Genomic DNA, 22,128 nt, shown 5'->3' with positions numbered 1-22,128 from the left:
GTCCTGCCCGCTTCGTCCCCCCGAAAACTCTCCCCAAAGGTGTGTCCCGGCATGCGCGAAAACGACTCTGTCTCCTCGGAATCGGTTCCCGAAGAGTTCTTCGGGACGACCACCGCCCAACAGGGCGTCTGGTACGGGCAACTGGTCGACCCCGGCAGCCCCAAATACAACGTCGGTGAATGCTTCGAGATCCGGGGCGACCTCGACGAGACGTTATTCGCCGCAGCGGTCGACCGGGCCGCCGACCTGTGCGACAGCCTGAACGTCGAGTTCGTCACGGAGGGCGACACCGTCCGCCAGCGCGTCGTTCGCCGCCCCCGGGCCGGCGCCGGCCGGCTTCGTACCGTGGACCTGTCCAGCGCAGCCGACCCCGCCGCCGAGGTCGAGCGCTATCTCGCCGACGACATGGCGTCCGCCGACACACTCGACCGCCCGCAGCACCACTTCGCGCTGCTGCGCGCCGGCAGCCGGCTCCACTACTGGTACGTGCGCTTCCACCACATAGCCGTGGACGGCCTCGGCGGCGCCGTCTTCACCCGCACCGTGGCCGACCTCTACGGGCGCGCGGTCCGGGGCGAGGACCCCGCCGAAGCCGCCTTGCCCGCCGCACCCCTGCGTGAGCTCGTCGCCGACGAGACGGCCTACCGCGGCTCCGACCGCTACGAGGCCGACCGCGCCTACTGGACCGGCAAGTTCGCCGACCTGGCACCCGGCAGCGCCGCCGACACCGCCGAGGACGTGCACAGCGGCAGGACGCTCATCCGCCGCCGCACCGACGCCCCCACGACGGACGGGCGCGACGGAGCGGACGTACGGCTGCACACCGGCGAGTCACTGCCCGTCAGCGTCCTCGACGGGCTGCGCCGGCTCGCCTCCGCCCACCGCACCACCTGGAGCGCGGTCATGGTGAGCGCGGTCGCCGCCTACACCGCCAGGGTCACCGGAACCCGCGAGGTCACCGTGGGTCTGGCCTCCAACGGCCGGCACGGCGGACTGCGGCACATCGTCGGCATGACCTCCAACATCCTGCCGCTGCGCCTGACCCTCACCGCCGACATGACCGTCGGCGCCCTCGTCCGCGAGGTCGCCGCCGAGATGCGCGGCGCCCTGCGCCACCGCCGTTTCTCGCGCGAACAACTCGCCCGTGAACTGAACATGAGCGACGACGCGTCCCGCCTCACCGGCGTCGTCGTCAACATCATGGGCTACGACTACGACCTCGACTTCGCCGGTGTCCCGGCCCCCTCCCGGGTACTGTCCATCGGCCCGGTGGACGACGTGTCGCTCTTCGTCTCCGAACGGGCCGAGGGCAAGGGGCCGCTGATCGGCTTCGACGCCAACCCCGAGCTCTACCGCCCCGAGGACGTACAGCTGCACGAACGGGCCGTCGTCTCCTTCGTGTCGGCCCTGGCCGACGCCGACCCCGGCCTCCCCCTGCGTGACCTGCCCCTCCTGGACGAGCCCGCCGCCCGGGCCATGCTCGCGCAGGGACGCGGCACCGCCCTGCCCGCACAGACCCTGGACACGGCCCTGCCGGACGCGTTCCGCGCGCAGGTGCGCCGGACCCCGGACGCCCCGGCCGTGGTGGACGGCGCCCTCACCCTCACGTACCGGCAGCTGGACCGCGCCGCCGACGACCTCGCGGGCACCCTGACCGGCTGGGGCGTCGCGGCCGAGGACGGAGTCGGCATCCTCCTGGGACGCTCGGTCGCCGTGCTCACCGCCACCCTCGGCGCGGTCGCCGCCGGCGCGGCCTATGTGCCGATGGACGCCGACTGGCCCGCCGAACGGCTCGACCGCGTCGCGGAAGCAGCCCGCGTCCGCGCCCTGGTCGCCGACGAGTCGACCGCCCGCTCACCCTGGGTGCGCGAGGCGGCCGCCGCCGGCCTGCCGCTCGTCGTCGTGGACGCCCGCGGCCGGGTACTGAACGGGGCCCCGCCCCGGCCGGGGCCGCTGCCCCGGGCCGACAGACCCGACCGGCTCGCGTACGTCATGTTCACCTCGGGCTCCACCGGCCTGCCCAAGGGAGTCGGCGTCACCCACGCCGAGATCCTCGCACTGGCCGCCGACCGCACCTGGGCCGAAGGCGTGTGCGACGCGGTGCTGATGCACTCCGCATACGTCTTCGACGCGTCCACCTTCGAGATCTGGGCGCCCCTCCTGAACGGCGGCCGCGTGGTCGTCGCACCCGCCGGTGTCCTGGAGGCACGCGTCCTCCACACCATGGTGGACCGGCACGGCGTCACCGCGCTGTTCCTGACGACGGCCCTGTTCAACGTGCTGGCCGAGGCGGACCCGGCGGTGTTCTCCGGGCTGCGCCTGGTCGCCGCCGGCGGGGAGGCCGCGACCCCCGACCTGATGCAGCGGGCCGCCGCCGCCTCGCCCCGCACGGCCGTCCTCCATGTGTACGGGCCCACCGAGACCACCACCTTCGCCGCCCGCCACCCCGTCACCGCCGGCAGCACCGGTGTGCCGCCCATCGGCCGGGCGCTGGACGGCATGAGCCTGTACGTCCTGGACGACACCCTCGGCATGGTGCCGCCCGGCGTCGTGGGGGAGTTGTACGTGAGCGGCCACGGCGTCGCCCGCGGCTACCAGGGCCGGGCCGCGCTGACCGCCGGCCGCTTCGTCGCCGACCCGTACGGCCCGCCCGGCTCACGCATGTACCGCACCGGCGACCTGGTGCGCTGGAACGCCGGGGGCGACATCGAGTACGTGGGGCGGGCGGACGGCCAGATCAAGCTGCGCGGATTCCGCATCGAGCCCGCGGAGACCGAGCACGTCCTGCTCTGCGACCCGGACGTGCACGGCGCCTGTGTCGTCGTCCGCGAGGACACGCCCGGCGACCGCCGGCTCGTCGCCTATGTGGTGCCCGCGCCCGGCGCCCGCCCGGACACCGCCGCCCTGGCCCGCCGGGTCGGCCGCGCGCTGCCCGCGTACATGGTGCCCTCCGCGTTCGTGGCGCTCGACGCCCTGCCCCTGAACCCCAACGGCAAGGTCGACCGCCGCACCCTGCCCGCGCCCCGTACCGCCACCGGCGCCGGCCGGGCCCCGCGCACCGCGTACGAGGAGGTCCTGGCCGGGCTGTTCGCCGATGTCCTCGGGGTGCCCGCGGTCGGCGTCGACGACAGCTTCTTCGCCCTGGGCGGCCACTCGCTGCTCGCCACCCGCCTCACCGGCCGGATCCGCGCGGCCCTGGGCGTCGAACTCGCCCTCGGCACGCTCTTCGACCACCCCACCGTCGCCTCCCTCGCCGCCGTCCTGGACACCACCGGCCCGGCCCGGCCCGTCCTCGCACCGCAGCCGAGACCCGACGTGCTCCCGCTGTCCTTCGCGCAGCAGCGCCTCTGGTTCCTCAACCGGGCCGAGGGCCCCGGCGACACGTACAACGTGCCGCTCGTCCTCGAACTCGACGGCCCCCTGGACACCGACGCGTTGCGCGGCGCCCTGGCCGACGTGGTCGCCCGGCACGAGAGCCTGCGCACCGTCTTCGCCGAACACGACGGCGTCCCCCACCAGCACATCATCGACGCGGACGCCGCCGCCTCACTCGTCCCCCTCCCCGTCGAACACCCCCCGGCCGACGAGACCGCCGACGCCTGGACGAGGGAGGCGGTACGCCGCCTGAGCACCGCCCCCTTCGACCTCACCGAGGACGCCGCCCTCCGCGCCCACCTGCTCCGCCCGGGGCCCGACCACCACGTCCTGGTCCTCGTCCTGCACCACATCGTCGCCGACGGCTGGTCCCTCGCCCCGCTCAGCCGCGACCTCTGCGCCGCTTACCGGGCAAGGACCGAGGGCACGGGCACGCCCGACTGGGCGCCGCTGCGGGTGCAGTACGCCGACTACACCCTGTGGCAGCGCCGGCTGCTCGGCGAGGACGGGGATCCGGAAGGCCCGGCGGCCCGCCAACTCGCCTTCTGGAAGAAAGCGTTGGACGGCAGCCCCGACCTGCTCCAGCTGCCCCTGGACCGGCCCCGCCCGGCCGTGCCCAGCCACCGGGGCGCCTCCGCCCCCTTCGAACTGCCCGCCCCCGCGCACGCCGCGCTCGTCCGGCTCGCGCGCGACGCCGGCTGCACCCCGTTCATGGTGCTCCAGGCAGCCCTCGCCGTGACGCTCCACGCCCATGGCGCGGGCACCGACATCCCGCTCGGCACGGCGGTGGCCGGGCGCACCGACGAGGTCCTGGACGATCTCATCGGCTTCTTCGTCAACACCGTGGTCCTGCGCACCGACCTCTCCGGCGACCCGACGTTCCGCGAACTCCTCGACCGGATCAAGCAGTTCGACATCGAGGCCCTCGGACACAGCGACCTCCCGTTCGAGCGGGTCGTGGAGGCCGTCAACCCGGAGCGGTCCGGCGACCACCACCCGCTCTTCCAGACGATGCTGGTCCTCCAGAACCAGGAGCGGGCCGAACCGGCCCTGCCCGGCGTCACCGTCCGCGACCGGTCCCGGCACCGCGGAGGCAGCAAGTTCGACCTGACCTTCTCCCTGACCGAAACCGCAGAGGCCACGGGGAACACCGACGCCCCCGGCGCCGGAGGCATCGGCGGCTACCTGGAGTACGCCACCGACCTCTTCGACGCCGCCACCGCCCGCGCCCTGTGCGCCCGCTTCACCCGCATCCTCACCCTGGCTGTCGCCGAACCCGGCCGCGCCCTCAGCGGCCTGGACCCGCTCACCCCCGACGAGCGGGACGACCTCCTCGCCCGGGGACGCGGCGCTCGCGGGCCGCTGCCGGCGCCGACCGCCCCCGAAGCGGTCCGGGAACAGGCCCGGCGCACGCCCGACGCCGTCGCCGTGCGCGACGCGCACACCCACCTCAGCTACGCGGAACTCGACGCCCGGGCCGACGCCCTCGCCCACGTGCTGCGCGAGCGCGGCGCGGGCCGCGAGAGCAGGGTCGCCATCGCCGCGCCGCCCTCCGCGCACACCGTCGTCGCCATGCTGGCCGTGCTGCGGGCCGGCGCCGCCTACCTGCCCGTCGACCCGCGGTACCCGCACGCCCGCATCCGCCACATGCTGGACGACGCCCGTCCCGTCCTCCTCCTCACCACCGAGGAGGCGCACGCGGACCTGCCCGCCCACGACATCCCGTGGCTCGCCCTCGAAGGCCCGGCACCGCGGGCCGCGCACCCGGTCGCGCCGCTCCCGGCCGCACCCCGCCCGGCGGACCCCGCGTACGTCATCTACACCTCCGGCTCCACCGGCCGCCCCAAGGGCGTGGTCGTGCCGCACGCCGCCCTCGCCAACCACATGGCCTGGATGGCACGGCACCTGGCGATCACCCCGCAGGACCGCGTCCTCGCCCGCACCTCCACCAGCTTCGACGCGTCCGTGTGGGAGCTGTGGCTGCCCCTGATGAACGGCGCCGAAGTGTGCGTGCTGCCGCCCGGGGCCAACACGGAGCCCGGCACGCTGGTCTCCTGGATGAGCCGGTTCGGCGTGACCGTCGCCCAGTTCGTCCCCTCCCACCTGGGCCTCGTCCTGTCCGAGGCGGCCCACGCCGCGCCCCTGCCCGGGCTGCGCGCCGTCCTGTGCGGCGGCGAACCGTTGCCGCGCGCCCTGGCGGAGGAAACGGCCACGCTGTGGCGGGCTCAGGTGCACAACCTCTACGGCCCGACCGAGGCCACCATCGACGCGACCGCCCACCGCGTCCCCGCCACCGCAGACACCCCGTACGACACGGTGCCGATCGGCCGCCCCGTCGACATCATGCGCGCCTACGTCCTGGACGACCGGCTGCGGCCCGTACCGCCCGGGGTCACCGGTGAGCTCTACCTCTCGGGCCCCAACCTCGCCCGAGGCTACCTGGGCCGTCCCGCCCTGACCGCCGCGCGCTTCGTCGCCGATCCGTTCGACGGCACCGGCGCCCGTATGTACCGCACCGGCGACCTCGTCCGGTGGAACCGGGACGGCCTGCTCGACTACGTCTCCCGCGCCGACGACCAGGTCAAACTGCGAGGTTTCCGCATAGAGTTGGGCGAGATCGAGGCCGCCCTGCTGGCGCGGCCCGGGGTCACGGCCGCCTGCGCGCTGATCCGGGAGGACATACCCGGCGAGCGCCGCCTCGTCGCCTACGCCGTCACCACCGACCCCGGCCGCCGCCCCGCCGCCCTGCGCGACGCCCTCGCCGAGACGCTGCCGCACTACATGGTGCCCACCGCCGTCGTCGTCCTGGACGAACTGCCGCTCCTGCCCAACGGCAAGGCGGACCGGCGGGCCCTTCCCCCGCCCGAGGCGGACGTCGAGACCGCCGTCGACGCGGCGGGACAGCGGCACTCCCCGCGCGAGGACCTGCTCGCCGGAATCTTCGCCGATGTGCTGCGACGCCCGGGCGCCGGCCCGCACGACAGCTTCTTCGACCTCGGCGGGCACTCGCTCCTCGCCATGCGCGTCGTCAGCCGCGTCCGCGCGGTCCTCGGCGCCGACATCGCCGTACGCACCCTGTTCGAGCACCCCACCGTCGCCGGACTCGCCCGGGTCCTCGACACCCAGGGGCGCTCCCGCCCGCCGGTGCTGCCCGCCACCGACCGGCCCGACCCGCTGCCCCTGTCCTACGCACAGCAGCGGCTCTGGTTCCTGAACCGGCTCGAAGGCCCCAGCTCCTCCTACAACATCCCGCTCGTCCTGGACATCGACGGTCCCCTGGACACCGACGCCCTGCGCGCCGCGCTACGGGACGTCGTGGAGCGGCACGAGGCGCTGCGCACCGTCTTCCCCGAACGCGACGGCGTGCCGCACCAGTCGGTCCTGCCCGCCGAAGCCGTCACCCCCCGCCTGCCGGTGCTCAGCACGGCCCCCGCCGACCTGGAAGCGGTCGTCCTGGACGCCGTGAGCGAGCCGTTCGACGTGCTCACCGACCCGCCGCTGCGCGCCCTGCTCCTGCGCACCGCACCCGGCCGCCACGTCCTCGTGCTCGTCCTGCACCACATCGCGGGCGACGGCTGGTCCCTCGCCCCGCTCGCCCGTCACCTCGGCGACGCCTACCGGGCCCGGCTCTCCGGCCGCGAGCCCGAGGCCGGCGGCCCGCTCCAGTACGCCGACTACACCCTGTGGCAGCACACCGTCCTGGGCGACGCGGACGCCCCCGGAAGCGTGCTGCGCGAACAGCTCGACCACTGGCACACCGCGCTGGCCGGCCTGCCCGGGCTGATCGACCTGCCGCTGGACCGGCCGCGCCCCGTCACCACCGACCCCTCGGGTGCCGTCCACAGCTTCGACGTACCGCCCGAACTGCATGCTCAACTCCTGCGCGTGGCGAGGGAGTCGGGCAGCACGTTGTTCATGGTGCTCCAGGCGGCGGTGGCCACCCTGCTGCACCGGCACGGCGCGGGCGACGACATCCCGCTCGGCACCCCTGTCGCCGGCCGCACGGACGAGGCGCTGGAGGACCTGGTCGGCTTCTTCGTCAACACCCTGGTCCTGCGAACCGACCTCTCCGGCAACCCGGCCTTCGGTGAACTACTCGCCCGTGTAAGGGAGTTCGACCTCTCCGCCTACGCGCATCAGGACGTGCCGTTCGAGCGGCTGGTCGAGAGCGTGAACCCGGTCCGGGCGCGCAACCACCACCCCCTGTTCCAGACCATGCTGGTCCTGCAGAACCAGGAGGCGGTCCGCCCCGACCTGCCGGGCCTCACCGTCGAGGACCGGCTCGTCCACAACGGCCTGAGCAAGTTCGACCTGACCTTCGCGTTCGGCGAGGAGCGCGGCGGCGGCCTGACCGCCGGGATCGAGTACGCCACCGCGCTCTTCGACCGCGCCACCGTCGAAGCCCTCGCGGACCGCCTGCTCAGGCTCCTCGGCCAGGTGGCGGCCGACCCCGCCCTGCCGCTGACCGACTACGACCTGCTGACGCCGGACGAACACGCCCGTGTCACCCACTGGGGCACCGGCCGCGACCTGCCCGCCCCCGCCCCGCAGACCACCCTGCCCGCGCTCTTCGCCGCGCAGGCACACCGCACACCGGACGCCGTGGCCGTGGCGGACGGGGGCAGCTGCCTCACCTACACCGCACTCGACCGCGTCTCCGCCGCACTCGCGCAGGCCCTGGCCGGCCTGGGCGCCGGCCCCGAGACCGGCGTCGGTGTACTGCTCGCCCGGTCGCCGGCCGTCGTGGCGGTGTCCCTCGGCGCCGTCCGCGCGGCCGCCGCGTACGTCCCGATGGACGCGCGCTGGCCCCGGGAACGGCTCGGACAGGTCGCCGACGTGGCGGACGTGCGGGTCCTCGTCGTGGACGAGGCGGCCGCCGCGTCCGCCTGGGTGGAGGAGACCGGCCGCCGGATTCCGGTCGTGGTCGTGGACCGGGCCGGCCGCATCCTGCGCGGCGCGCCCCCGGCCCCCGGCCGCCCCGCCGCCGTGCCGGGGCCCGACAGCCTCGCGTACGTCATGTTCACCTCCGGCTCGACCGGCCTGCCCAAGGGCGTCGGCGTCACCCACGCCGACGTGGCGGCGCTGACGGAGGACTCCGCCTGGCGGGACGGCGCGGCCGACGCGGTCCTGCTGCACTCCGCGTACGTCTTCGACGCCTCCACCTTCGAGATGTGGGCCCCGCTCCTGCACGGCGGCAAGGTCGTCGTCGCACCGGACGGCGTCCTGGAGGCGCGGGCCCTGCGCGACACCGTCCGCGAGCACGCGGTGACCGCCGTCTTCCTGACGACGGCCCTGCTCAACGTGATCGCGGACACCGACCCCGGCGCGTTCGCCGGTCTCCGCCTCGTCTGTGCCGGCGGCGAACTGGCTTCACCGGACGCCATGCAGCGGGTCGCCGGCGCCGCGCCCGGCGTACGCGTCCTGCACGTGTACGGGCCCACCGAGACCACCACCTTCGCCACCCGCTACGACGTGGCCGCCGACCTGCCGTCGGGACCGCCGCCCATCGGGCGCCCCCTGGACGGCATGCGGCTGTACGTCCTCGACGACTCCCTGGGCCCGGTCCCCGCCGGGGTCACGGGCGAGCTGTACCTCGCGGGGCGCGGCGTCGCCCGCGGCTACACCGGCCTGCCGGCACTGACCGCCACCCGGTTCGTCGCCGACCCGTTCGACCCGGCGGGCGGGCGCATGTACCGCACCGGCGACCTCGTCCGGTGGACCCGCGACGGGCAGATCGCCTACGTCTCGCGCGCCGACAGCCAGGTGAAACTGCGCGGCTACCGCATCGAACCCGGCGAGATCGAAGCCGTGCTGGCCTGCTGCGAGGGCGTCGCCGATTCCTTCACCGTCGTCCGGGAGGACGTCCCGGGCGACCGGCGGCTCGTCGCCTACGTGGTGCCCGCCGACGCGGCACGCCCCGAGCCCGCCGACCTCGCCGAAGCCGTCGCCCGGTCCCTGCCCGCCTACATGGTGCCCTCCGCGTTCGTCCTGCTCGACGCCCTGCCGCTGACCGTCAACGGCAAGGTGGACCGGCGCGCCCTGCCCGCACCCGAGCACCGGGCCGCGCCGCGCGGGCGCGCCGCCCGCACCGCGCGCGAGGAGATCCTGTGCGGGCTCTTCGCCGATGTGCTCGGCATTCAGGAGGCGGGCGTCGAGGACGACTTCTTCGCGCTCGGCGGCCACTCCCTGCTCGCCACCCGGCTCGTCGCCCGCATCCGTACCGCGCTCGCCGTCGAGGTCCAGGTCAAGGCCGTCTTCGAGCACCCCACGCCCGCCGCGCTCGCCGCCACACTGAACGGAGCCGAAGCGGCCGGCAAGGCCCTGGAGCGCGCCCGGCACCGGCCCGATCCGCTGCCGCTGTCCTTCGCGCAGCAGCGGCTGTGGTTCCTCAACCGGTTCGAGGGGCCCAGCGCCACGTACAACGTGCCGCTGGTGCTGCGCCTGGACGGTCCGCTCGACGCGAAGGCCCTGGAGCGCGCCCTCGCGGACGTCGTGGAACGCCACGAGAGTCTGCGCACCGTCTTCCCCGAGACCGGCGGTGTGCCGCGCCAGCTCGTCCTCGGCTCCGACGGCGCCGACCTCGACCTGACCCCTCGGGACACCGACCCGGCCCGCCTGGACGAGGTGCTGACCGCCGAAGTGGCGCACGCCTTCGACGTGCGCACCGACCTGCCGGTACGGGCCCGGCTGCTCGGGCTCGGCGCCGAGTCCCACGTCCTCGTCCTCCTCGTCCACCACATAGCCGGAGACGGCTGGTCGCTCGCCCCACTGGCCCGCGACCTCGGTGACGCCTACCGCGCCCGCATGCGGGGCGAGGAGCCCGCCTGGCGAGAACTCCGCGTCCAGTACGCCGACTACACCCTGTGGCAGCGCGCCCTCCTCGGTGACGAGGACGACCCCGCCTCCCGGGCCGCCCGTCAGCTGGACTTCTGGCGGACCGCCCTGGCGGACGCCCCCGGCCTGCTCGCCCTGCCCCTGGACCGGCCGCGCCCCGCCGTCATGACGTACCGCGGGGACGCCTTCGCCTTCCCCGTCGACGCGGACACGCACCTGGCCCTCGCGGAGCTGGCCCGCGCCCGGGGATGCAGCCTCTTCATGGTGCTCCAGGCGGCCCTGTCGGTCCTGCTCTCCCGGCACGGGGCCGGCGAGGACATCCCGCTCGGCACCGCCGTCGCGGGGCGCACCGATGAGGCCCTGGACGATCTGGTGGGCTTCTTCGTCAACACGCTCGTCCTGCGCGCCGACCTGTCGGGCGATCCCACCTTCACCGAAGTGCTCGACCGTGTACGGGCGTTCGACCTGGCCGCCTACGCTCATCAGGACGTGCCGTTCGAACGGCTGGTGGACGTCCTCAGCCCGGCCCGGGCGCAGGACCATCACCCGCTCTTCCAGACCATGATCGTCCTCCAGAACCAGGCGGACACCACGCTCGGCCTGGACGGCCTCACCGCGACCGAGCAGCCCGTGCACACCGGCATCAGCAAGTTCGACCTCACCTTCACCTTCACCGAGACCCGCGACGAGGCGGGCCGGCCCGCCGGTCTCGACGGGGTCCTGGAGTTCTCCACCGAGCTCTTCACCCTCACCACCGCGCACGCGCTGGCCGCGCGCCTGACCCGCCTGCTCTCCTCGCTCGCCGCCGACCCCGACGGGCGCGTCCGCACCGCCGTGTTCCTGGACGCGGACGAACTGAGGGCTCTGGAGCAGGCCGCCCCGGGCCCGGTCCGGCCGGTGCACGCCCGCACGGCCCCCGAGGCGTTCTGCGCCCAGGCCGCCAGGACACCCGAGCGGATCGCCGTCCGGGCCGGGACGCGGCGGCTCACCTTCGGCGAGCTGGACGCCCTCTCCGACGACCTGGCCGGGTACCTGCACGAGCGGGGCATCGGCCGCGGCGACCTCGTCGCCCTCGCCGCCGAGGGCACCGCCGACCAGGTCGTCGCGACGCTGGCGGTCGCCAAGGCCGGGGCGGCCTGCCTGCCCATCGACCTGGACTACCCCGAGGCACGCGTCGCCCACATGCTGGACGACGCCCGCCCGGCGCTGTTCCTCGTCCACGGCATCGCCCGCGCCGCCCGGTTCACCACCGTGCCCCTCCTCGCGCTCGACGACCGCACGGCCTGGGCCACCGGGCGTTCCGCGCCACCCCTGGCCGCGCCGGAGCCGGACGACGCGGCGTACGTCATCTACACCTCGGGCTCCACCGGCCGGCCCAAGGGCGTCGTCGCCACCCACGCGTCACTGACCAACCACATGGCCTGGATGGCCGGCCACCTCGCCCTCACCGACGAGGACCGCATCCTCGCGCGCACCTCACCGAGCTTCGACGCCTCCGTCTGGGAGACCTGGCTGCCGCTGCTGCACGGCGGCGCGACCTGCCCCGTACCGCCCGCGCTCAACCACGACCCGGCCGGCCTGCTGGCCCGGATGCGCGAGGAGGGCGTGACCATCGCCCAGTTCGTGCCCTCGCACCTCTCCCTGCTGCTCACCGAGACCGGCCCCGACGACGCGCCCACCACCCTGCGGGCCGTCGCCTGCGGCGGCGAACCCCTGACCCGGGCCCTGGCCGCACGCGCCGGCCGGGCCTGGCGCGCCGGCGTGCACAACCTCTACGGGCCGACCGAGACCACCATCGACGCCACCGCCCACCAACTGTGCGCCGGGGAAGCGGACAGCGCGGCGGGGGAGGGCGGCGTCCCCCTCGGCCGCCCCGTCGACAACACCCGCGCCTACGTCCTGGACGCCGCGCTCCGGCCGGTCCCGCCGGGGGTCACCGGCGAACTCCACATCGCGGGCGACGGCCTCGCCCGCGGCTACCTGGGCCGCCCCGGCCTGACCGCGACCCGGTTCGTCGCCGACCCCTTCGGCCCGGCCGGCAGCCGCATGTACCGCACCGGCGACCTCGTCCGGCGGGACACCGAGGGACTGCTCCACTACGTCTCCCGCGCCGACGACCAGGTCAAGCTGCACGGCTTCCGCATCGAACTCGGCGAGATCGAGGCCGCCCTCACCGCCGTCGACGGCATCACCGCCGCCTGCGCGCTCGTCCGCGAGGACCGGCCCGGCGAGCGGCGCCTGGTCGCCTACACCGTGGGCGGCGCCGCGCTCACCGACGGCGAACTGCGCAGCCGGCTGACGGCGTCGCTGCCGCCCTACATGGTGCCCGCCGCCTTCGTGGCCCTGGACGCGCTGCCGCTCCTGCCGAACGGCAAGACGGACCGCGCGGCTCTGCCCGCCCCGGCACTCCCCGAGGCCGGCCGCCCCGGCAGGCAGCCGCGCACCGCACCGGAACGCGTCCTGTGCGACGCCTTCGCCTCCGTACTGCGCGCCCCCGCCGTCCGCGCCGACGACGACTTCTTCGCGCTCGGCGGCGACAGCATCCTCTCCATCCAGCTCGTCAGCCGTGTACGGGAAGCAGGGCTCGGCGTCACACCCCGCGACGTATTCGTCCACCGCACCCCCGAGGCCATCGCGGCCGTCGCCGCCCCGCTCGACGGCCACACCACCGAACCGGCCGGCCACGGCACCGGCGAGATGGAGCCGACACCCATCGCCGCCTGGCTCCTGGAACGCCCCGGCACCACGGACGGCTACAACCAGTCCGGCGTGCTCAGCACCCCCGCGGGAGCCGACGAGGACACCCTCGTCGCGGCCCTCCAACTCCTGGCAGACCACCACGACATGCTCCGTCTGCGGGTCACCCGCACCGCCGGCGGCGACCCGGTGCTCGAAACGCTGCCGCCCGGCACCGTGCCGGCCCGGCGCCGCCTCACCCGCGTCGACATCACCGGGCTCGACGCCGACGCCGTCCGCGCCGTCCTCACCGAGGCGGGCGAACGGGCCCGCAGGCGCCTGCGGCCCTCCGCCGGGTCCGTGTTCGAAGCCGTCTGGGGGGATGCCGGGCCCCGGGCACGCGGCCGGCTGCTCCTGGTCGTGCACCACCTGGCCGTCGACGCGGTCTCCTGGCGCATCCTCGCCGAGGACCTGGCCCACGCCTGGCAGGCGGCCACCCGGGCGACGGACGCCGGGACGGTACCCGATCCGGCCACCGCGCTGCCCGCCGCGACCACCTCCTACCGGCGCTGGGCGCAGCTTATCGCCGCCGAGGCGAACGGCACCGCCCGGCAGGCCGAACTCCCGCTCTGGGAGGAGGCCCTGAAGACGCCGGACCCGCAGCTCGGCTACCGGCCGCTCGACCCGTACCTGGACACCGCCGACGGGACGCGCACCCTCGTCGCCCATCTGCCCGCCACCTGGACGAAGCCCCTGCTCACCGCCGTCCCCGGCGCCTTCCACGCCGGAGTCGACGACATCCTGCTCACCGGACTCGCCCTCGCCGTCAGCGCCTGGCGGGCCCAGCGCCCCTCCGGTCCCCGGCCGGACACCGCCGTCCTGCTCGATCTGGAGAGCCACGGCCGCGAACAGATCGCCGACCACATCGACCTGTCCCGCACCGTCGGCTGGTTCACCAGCCTCCACCCGGTCCGGCTGGACCCGGGGCCGCTCGACGGGCGCGACCCGGCACGCTTCGGCGCCGCGCTCGTTGAACGTGCAGTGAAGCGTGTCAAGGAGCAGCTGCGCGGAGTCCCCGACCACGGCGTCGGCTACGGCATGCTGCGCCACCTCAACCCCGCGACCGGCCCCCGGCTGGCCGCCGCCGCGCCCCAGATCGGCTTCAACTACCTGGGCCGGTACGCCGCACCGGGGGAGGCGGCGGGCGACTGGGACGTTCTGCTCGACGCGGGCGGGCCGCGGAGCCAGGACCCGGACATGCCGGTCCACCACGTCCTCGACATCAACGCGCACACCGAGGACCTGCCGGACGGGCCCCGTCTGGTAGTCCGCTGGACCTGGCCCAGCGACCTCCTCAAGGAGGAGGACGTGGGCGCCCTGGCCGAAGCCTTCACGCGCGCCCTGCGCGCGATCGCCGAGCACGTCGAACGGCCCGGAGCAGGCGGCTACACGCCGTCCGACCTCCCCCTGGTCTCGCTCAACCAGAACCAGATCGACCGACTGCAGAACAAGTGGGGTGGACGCAAGTGAACGGGTTCCAATTGGAGGACGTACTCCCGCTGACGCCGCTGCAGGCCGGCATGTACTTCCACGCGCTCTACGACTCCCACGCCGTGGACGTCTACACCGCGCAGTTCGTCTTCGACATCGAGGGCCCGGTCGACGTCCCCGCCCTGCGCGCCGCCATCGGCGGCCTGCTGCGCCGCCACGCCAACCTGCGCGTCGGCTTCCTCCACGAGGACCTGGACGAGCCCGTGCAGGCGGTCGCGGCCGAGGTCCCCGTCCCTCTGGAGGAACTGGACCTGACCGGCCCGGACGACGCGGACCCGGACACCGACACCGCCTCGGAGGGACTGACCGCCTTCCTCGCCGAGGACCGCACCCGCCGCTTCGACCTGGCGACCCCGCCCCTGATGCGGTTCACCCTCGTACGCACCGCCCCGGCGCGCCACCGCCTGGTCATGACCAGCCACCACATCCTCTTCGACGGCTGGTCGCTGCCCCTGCTCGTACGGGAGCTGTTCGAGCTGTACGCGTCCCGCGGCGACGACAGCGCCCTGCCGCGCGTCACCCCCTACCGCGCCTATCTCGTATGGCTCTCCCAGCAGGACCGCGCCACCGCCCTCGAAGCCTGGTCCACCGCACTGGCCGGGATCGAGACGCCGACCCTCCTCGCCGGTCCGGGCGGCGCGGAAGGCCCCGGCTCCGCCGAACTGCCCGAAACGCTCGTCCTCGACCTGGACGCGGCCACGACGCACCGCCTGGCCGAAACGGCCCGCGCCCACCGCCTCACCCTCAACACCCTGGTCCAGGGCGCCTGGGGGCTGCTGCTCGGCCACCTCACCGGCCGGTCCGACGTGGTGTTCGGCGCCACCGTCTCCGGGCGCCCGCCGGAGATCCCCGGCATCGAGTCCATGGTCGGCCTCTTCATCAACACCGTGCCCGTCCGGCTGAGCCCCGCACCCGGCGAGACCCTGGCCGCGCTCCTGACCCGGCTCCAGGAGGAGCAGGGCCGGCTGCTGGGCAGCCAGCACGTCGGCCTGAGCGACATCCGGGGCGTCACCGACCTGGACGAACTCTTCGACACGCTGGTCGTGTTCGAGAACTACCCGATGGACGACGAGGCCCTGCGCACCGCCCAGCGCGGACTGCCCGGGCTCACCGTCACCGGATTCAGCGGCACGGACGCCGCCCACTACCCCCTCACCCTCACCGTCGCCCCCGGGGACACCCTGAGGATCACCTTCGGCTACCGGGCCGCCGTGCTCGACCGGCAGGAGGTGGCCCACACCGTCTCGCGCATGCGGCACCTGCTGACGGCGATGGCCCAGGGCCTCGACGGCCGCGCCGACACCGCGCCCCTCCTGCTCGACGGCGAACGCGAGCACCTGATCGCCCAGGGGACGGGCGCCGGCCTCCCCGGCGGCACGACAGCCGTGAGCATTCCGCGGGCCGTCGCCGAGCGCGCCCGGCGCCACCCGGACGCGGTGGCCGTCTCGGGGGCGGGCGAGCAGCTGACGTACGGGCAGCTCGACGGCCTCGCGGACGACCTCGCCGGCGCCCTGACCGGGCTCGGGACCGGTGCGGAGGACGGCGTCGGCATCCTCGTCGCCCGCTCGGCCGCCACGGTCACCGCCTCGCTCGCCGCCCTGCGCGCGGGCGCCGCCTACGTCCCGCTCGACCCGCGCTGGCCCACCGAGCGCCTCAACCGGGTCACCGAGGTCGTTCCCCTGCGCGTCCTCGTCGTCGACGAGACGACCGGCACCCTCCCCTGGGTCCGCCAACTCGGCCCGGAGACCGCCGTGCTGACCGTGGACGCGGCGGGCCGGGCCCTGGCCGGGGGACCGGCCGCACCGGGCGCGCTCCCGGAGGCCGCAGGCGGCCGCCGGCTCGCGTACGTGATGTTCACCTCCGGCTCCACCGGCCTGCCCAAGGGCGTCGGCGTCACACACGCCGACGTGAGCGCCCTGGCGGCCCACCGGGGCTGGGGCGACGGCGCCGCCGACGCCGTCCTGCTGCACTCCGCGTACGTCTTCGACGCCTCCACCTTCGAGATCTGGGCCCCGCTCCTCAACGGCGGCCGTGTCGTCGTGGCACCCGAAGGACCGCTCCAGCCCTTCGTGCTCCGGGACCTCGTCGCCCGGCACGGGGTCACCGCCGCCTTCCTGACGACGGCCCTGTTCAACGTCCTGGCCGACACCGACCCGGGCTGCCTCGGCCAACTGCGCCTCGTCGCCGCCGGAGGCGAGGCCGCCGCCCCCGGCGTCATGCAGCGCCTGGCCGCCGACCACCCCGAAACCACCGTCCTGCACGTCTACGGACCCACCGAGACCACCACCTTCGCCACCGCCCACCACGTACGCCCCGACGACGCCCCGGGCGCCGCCGCCCCCATCGGGCGCCCGCTCGACGGCATGCGCGCCTACGTCCTGGACGCCGCGCTGCGGCCCGTGCCCCCCGGAGCCGAGGGCGAGCTGTACCTCGCGGGCCCCGGGGTCGCGCGCGGCTACCTGGGCCGGCCAGGACTCACCGCCACCCGCTTCGTCGCCGACCCCTTCGACCGGGCGGGCGGCCGGATGTACCGCACCGGCGACCTGGTGCGGCGCGGCGACGACGGCAGCCTGCGGTACGTGGCGCGGGCCGACCAGCAGATCAAACTGCGCGGCCACCGCATCGAACCCGCCGAGATCGAGACGGTCCTACGCGACCACCCGGCCGTGCGCGCCGCCTGCGTCCTCGTACGCGAGGACCTGCCCGGCGACCGCACCCTCACCGCCTACGTCGTCCCCGCGGCCGGCGAGGCCCCCGACCCGGGACTGCTCGCCGCCCACGTCGGCCGCCTGCTGCCCGCCTACATGGTCCCGGCCGTCATCCAGCCCCTCGACGCGCTGCCCCTGACCCCCAACGGCAAGATCGACCGGGCCGCCCTGCCCGCCCCCACCGGGCCCCGCACGGCCGCCGGACGGGCGCCGCGCAGCGCCATGGAGGAGATCCTCGCCGGGCTGTTCGCCGACGTGCTCGGCGTGGACCGCGTCGGCACCGACGACAGCTTCTTCGCGCTCGGCGGCCACTCCCTGCTCGCCACCCGCCTCGTGGGCCGCATCCGCACCGCCCTGCACACCGAGACCGACATCCGCACCCTCTTCGAACACCCCACCGTCGCCGCGCTCGCCACCGCCCTGGAGGGCGCGGACGGCACCACCCGCCCCGCCCTCGTCCCGCAGCCGCGCCCCGCCACGCTCCCACTGTCGTACGCCCAGCAGCGCCTGTGGTTCCTGCACCGGCTCGACGGCCCCTCCGCCACGTACAACATCCCCCTCGCCGTACGCATCGACGGACCGCTCGACGCCGACGCGATGTGTCAGGCCGTCGCCGATATCATCGGCCGGCACGCCGCCCTGCGCACCGTCTTCCCCGAGGGCGACGACGGACCGCACCAGCAGATCACCGCACCCGCCGACGTCCTCGTCCCGTTCGCGATGGAGGCCGTCGACGAGGCCAAACTCCGCCACCGGGTCGCGGCCGCCACCGCCGAACCGATCGACATCGAGCGCAGCCTCCCCCTCCGGGCGACCCTGCTGCGGCTGGCCCCCGACGCCCACGTCCTGATCCTCGTGGTCCACCACATCGCCGCCGACGGCACCTCCCTGGCCCCCCTCGCCCACGACCTGGGCGCCGCCTACCGGGCCCGCATCCGCGGCGAGGAACCCGCATGGGCGCCGCTGCCCGTCGACTACGCCGACCACACACTGTGGCAGCGCGACCTGCTCGGTGACGAACAGGACGACGACAGCCTCGTCTGCCGTCAGCTCGCCCACTGGAAGCACGCGCTGGACGGGCTGCCGGAAGCGATCGAGCTGCCCTGGGACCGGCCGCGCCCGGCCACCTCCCGGCACACCGGAGCCACCCTCGGCTTCTCCGTCGACCTCGCCACCGCCCGCCAGGTCACGGAGCTGGCCCGCACCTGCGGATGCAGCGTCTTCATGGTGCTCCAGGCCGCCCTGGCGACCGTCCTGTGCCGGCACGGCGCCGGTGACGACATCCCCCTGGGCACCGCCGTCGCCGGGCGCACCGACGAAGCGGCCAACGGCCTCGTCGGCTTCTTCGTCAACACCCTCGTGCTGCGCACCGACCTCAGCGGCGACCCCACCTTCCGCGAACTCCTCGGCCGCGTCAGGGAATTCGACCTCGCCGCGTACGCACACCAGGATGTCCCCTTCGAGCGCCTCGTCGAACTCCTCAACCCCGCGCGCGCCCAGAGCCACCACCCGCTCTTCCAGACCATGCTGGTCCTCCAGAACCAGGCGTCCGCCGCCGTCGACCTGCCCGGTCTCACCGTCTCCGCGGTACCCGCCGAAGCCGAAGTCAGCAAGTTCGACCTGTCGTTCGCCTTCACCGAGACCTACGACGAGAGCGGCGCCCTCGACGGCATGCGGGCCACCGTCGACTACGCCACGGAACTCTTCGACGCGCCGACGGTCCACGGCCTCGCCGACCGGCTCGTCCTGCTGCTCGCCACCGTCACCGCCGACCCGGACCGCCCGGTGCACGCGTACGACCTGCTCACACCGGCCGAGCACCGCCGCCTGGCAGCGCTCGGCACCGGTCCCGCCGACGACCTGCCCGCCGCGACCGTCCCCGCGCTCTTCGAGGAGTGGGTCCGGCGCACCCCCGACGCCCCGGCCGTCCGCGACGCGCACACCACTCTCACCTACGGTGAACTCGACGCACGCGCCGACGTCCTCGCCCGGCACCTCGCCGACCGGGGCGTCGGCCCCGAGGACCGGGTCGCCGTCGCCCTGCCCCGCACCCACCACCTCGTCGTGGCCCTGCTCGCCGTCCTCAAGACCGGCGCCGCCTACGTGCCGCTGGACCCCGACTACCCGGCCAAGCGCCTGTCCTACATGCTCGACGACGCGAGCCCGCGCCTGCTCCTCACCACCCCCGGGATCCACGACCGCCTCCCCGCGAACGCGGTGCCGCACCTGTATACCGACGACCTCGCCACCGACGACCTCGCCACCGACGACCTCGCCACCGACGACCTCGCCACCGACGACCGCATCCCCAGGCGTGCCCCGGCCCCCGCTCACCCGGCCAACCCGGCGTACGTCATCTACACCTCCGGCTCCACCGGCCGCCCCAAGGGCGTCGTCGTCACCCACCGCGGCGTCCGGGCCATGGCCAGGACCCAGAGCGAGCGGCTGCGCGTCGGGCCCGGCAGCCGGGTGCTGCACATGGCGTCGGTCAGCTTCGACGCCGCGTTCTGGGAGCTGTGCATGGGCCTGCTCTCCGGGGCCTGCCTGGAGATCGCCGAACGCGACGCCCTGCTGCCCGGCCCCGCCCTGGCCGGCCTCGTAAGCGAACGGGGAGTCACCCACCTCACGATCCCGCCCGCCGCGCTCGCCGTGATGCCGCCGGGCTCCCTGCCCACCGGCCTCACCATGGTGCTCGCCGGCGAGGCGTGCCCGCCCGCCCTGGTCCACGCCTGGGCCGAGGACCGCTCCCTCGTCAACGCCTACGGTCCGACGGAGACCACCGTCTGCGCCACCATGAGCGCGTTCCAGCACGCGGACGGGCCGCTCGCCCCCGACCGCACCGTCCCCATCGGCGCCCCCGTCGACGGCACCCGCGTCCACGTCCTGGACGACCGGCTGGCCTCCGTACCGCCCGGCGTCGTCGGCGAGCTGTACGTCTCCGGCGAAGGAGTCGCCCGCGGCTACCTCGGCCGGGCCGGCCTGACCGCGTCCCGCTTCGTCGCCGACCCCTTCGACCGTGCGGGCGGCCGGATGTACCGCACCGGCGACCTGGTGCGGTGGACGACGGACGGCCGCCTCCTGTACGTCTCCCGCGTGGACGACCAGGTCAAGCTCCGCGGCTTCCGCATCGAACTCGGCGAGATCGAGGCGGCGCTCACCGCCCTGCCCGGCGTGGCCGCGGCATGCGTCACCGTCCGCGAGGACCGGCCCGGCGACCGCCGCCTCGTCGCGTACACCGTCGCCGACGAGGACACGTCCGACCCGGACTGGGCCGAGCTGCGCGCCCACCTCGCCGCCGTCCTGCCCGACCACATGGTCCCCGCCGCCCACGTCTGCCTCGACGCCCTGCCGGTGACGCCCAACGGCAAGACCGACCGGCGTGCGCTGCCCGCCCCCGGCAACCCGGTGGCGGCCGGCGGGCGGGCTCCGCGCACCGCCCGTGAACGCGACCTGTGCGAGGTGTTCGCCCAGACGCTGGGCCTGCCCGAAGTCGGCGTCACGGACGACTTCTTCGCCCTGGGCGGCCACTCCCTGCTCGCTGTGACCCTGGCCCGCCGGATCGGGGAGCGGTGCGGCCGGCGGCCCTCGCTGCGGGCCCTGTTCGCGACGCCCACCGTCGAGGGCGTCGACCGCCTGCTGGGCCGCGCGCCGGGGGAGGAGGAGCAGGAGGACGCGCCCGCCCCGGCCCTCGCCGCCGAGGTCGCGCTCGCCCCCGACATCACCGGTGCCGGCCGGAGCCTCGCCCAGCCGGATGCCCAGCGCCGGCCCGCACGCCCCTCCACCCGGCCCCTGCTCACCGGGGCCTCCGGCTTCCTCGGCGCGTTCCTCCTGCGCGACCTCATCGAGGCCACGGACGGCCCCGTCGACTGCCTCGTACGGGCCACGAGCCCCGACAGCGCGGCGCAGCGGCTGCGGGCCAACCTGGAGCACTACGGCCTGTGGCGCCCCCGGTACGCGGACCTGATCCACCCCGTCCCGGGCGACCTCGGAGCCCCCGGTCTCGGACTCGCACCGGACGAACGGACGGCCCTCGCCCGCCGCCTCGGGCCCATCCTGCACAACGGGGCGCGCGTCAACTTCGCCGCCCCGTACGGTGATCTGCGCGCCCCGAATGTGGCCGGCACCGAGGAGCTGCTGCGCCTCCTCGCCGACTCCGCCTCGCCCGGGATGCACTACGTCTCCACCACCGGTGTGTACGCCCCGACGCGCGGCACCGACCCCGCCCCCCTCACCGAGGCGTCCCCGACCGGCCCGGCGGCCGACCTGCCCGACGGGTACGCCCAGAGCAAGTGGGTCGCCGAACAACTCGTGGGCCTCGCCCGTGACCGGGGACTACCGGTGACCGTCCACCGCCCCGGCCGCATCAGCGGTGACACCGCCACCGGCGCCTGCCAGGACCGCGACCTGCTGTGGCAGCTCATCAAGGGCTGCCTCCAGGCGTGCGCGGTGCCCGACCTGCCCTACGGGACGACCGACTGGGTGCCCGTGGACTACGTCAGCGCCGCGGTCGTCGCGCTCAGCGCGTCCGGCGGGGCCGATGCGGAGACCTACCACTACACCAACCCGGACGCGCCGGCCCTGGACCGCGTCTTCCAGGTGGCGGCCGGCCTCGGCTACGAGCTGCGCACCGTGCCCCCCGCGGAGTGGCGGGCCCGCGTGGCGGAGCACCCCGACAACGCCGCGCAGCTGTTCCTCGGCGACGACGGACAGGCCGGGAACGACGAGGCGGACCACCGCCGCTTCAACTCCAGCCGCACGGCCGAGGCCGCCGAAGCGGCGGGCGTTCGCCAACAGCCCCTCACCGACGACGTCCTGAGCCGCTACCTGACGTACTTCCAGGTCTCGGGCTTTCTGCCGACCCCCGGAGCGCGGCCCACGTCCTAGCCGGGGGTGCGCCGACCGACACGAGGCGATGGGAGTACAACCATCCATGCCCCTCGGAGGTCACAACAAGTGGGAGCAAACCACTCCTGAACACGCAAGG

General features: G+C 74.9%; 2 protein-coding genes. Both read left to right on the top strand.

Annotation, left to right across the window (positions count from 1 at the left end):
• Nucleotides 1-51: 51 nt before the first annotated feature.
• Nucleotides 52-14,415 (top strand): non-ribosomal peptide synthetase, encoded by a 14,364-nt coding sequence (locus tag E6R18_RS02085; protein WP_136315075.1) that lies wholly within the window; start codon nucleotides 52-54, stop codon nucleotides 14,413-14,415.
• Nucleotides 14,412-22,028: a non-ribosomal peptide synthetase gene (locus tag E6R18_RS02080; protein ID WP_136315074.1), complete on the top strand. Its 7,617-nt coding sequence runs from the start codon at nucleotides 14,412-14,414 to the stop codon at nucleotides 22,026-22,028. The genes E6R18_RS02085 and E6R18_RS02080 overlap by 4 nt, the downstream gene beginning before the upstream one ends.
• The last annotated feature ends 100 nt before the right edge of the window (nucleotides 22,029-22,128 follow it).

It is taken from the genome of Streptomyces sp. A1277 (genome assembly GCF_004795015.1).
Taxonomy (GTDB): domain Bacteria; phylum Actinomycetota; class Actinomycetes; order Streptomycetales; family Streptomycetaceae; genus Streptomyces.
Note: the sequence above shows the minus strand (reverse complement) of the source record. Positions and strands in the feature narration are given on the sequence as shown.

What these genes read in the sequence shown, in the direction of transcription:
- E6R18_RS02085 (WP_136315075.1), top strand. Translation starts at nt 52, where the DNA reads ATGCGCGAAAACGACTCTGTCTCCTCGGAATCGGTTCCCGAAGAGTTC.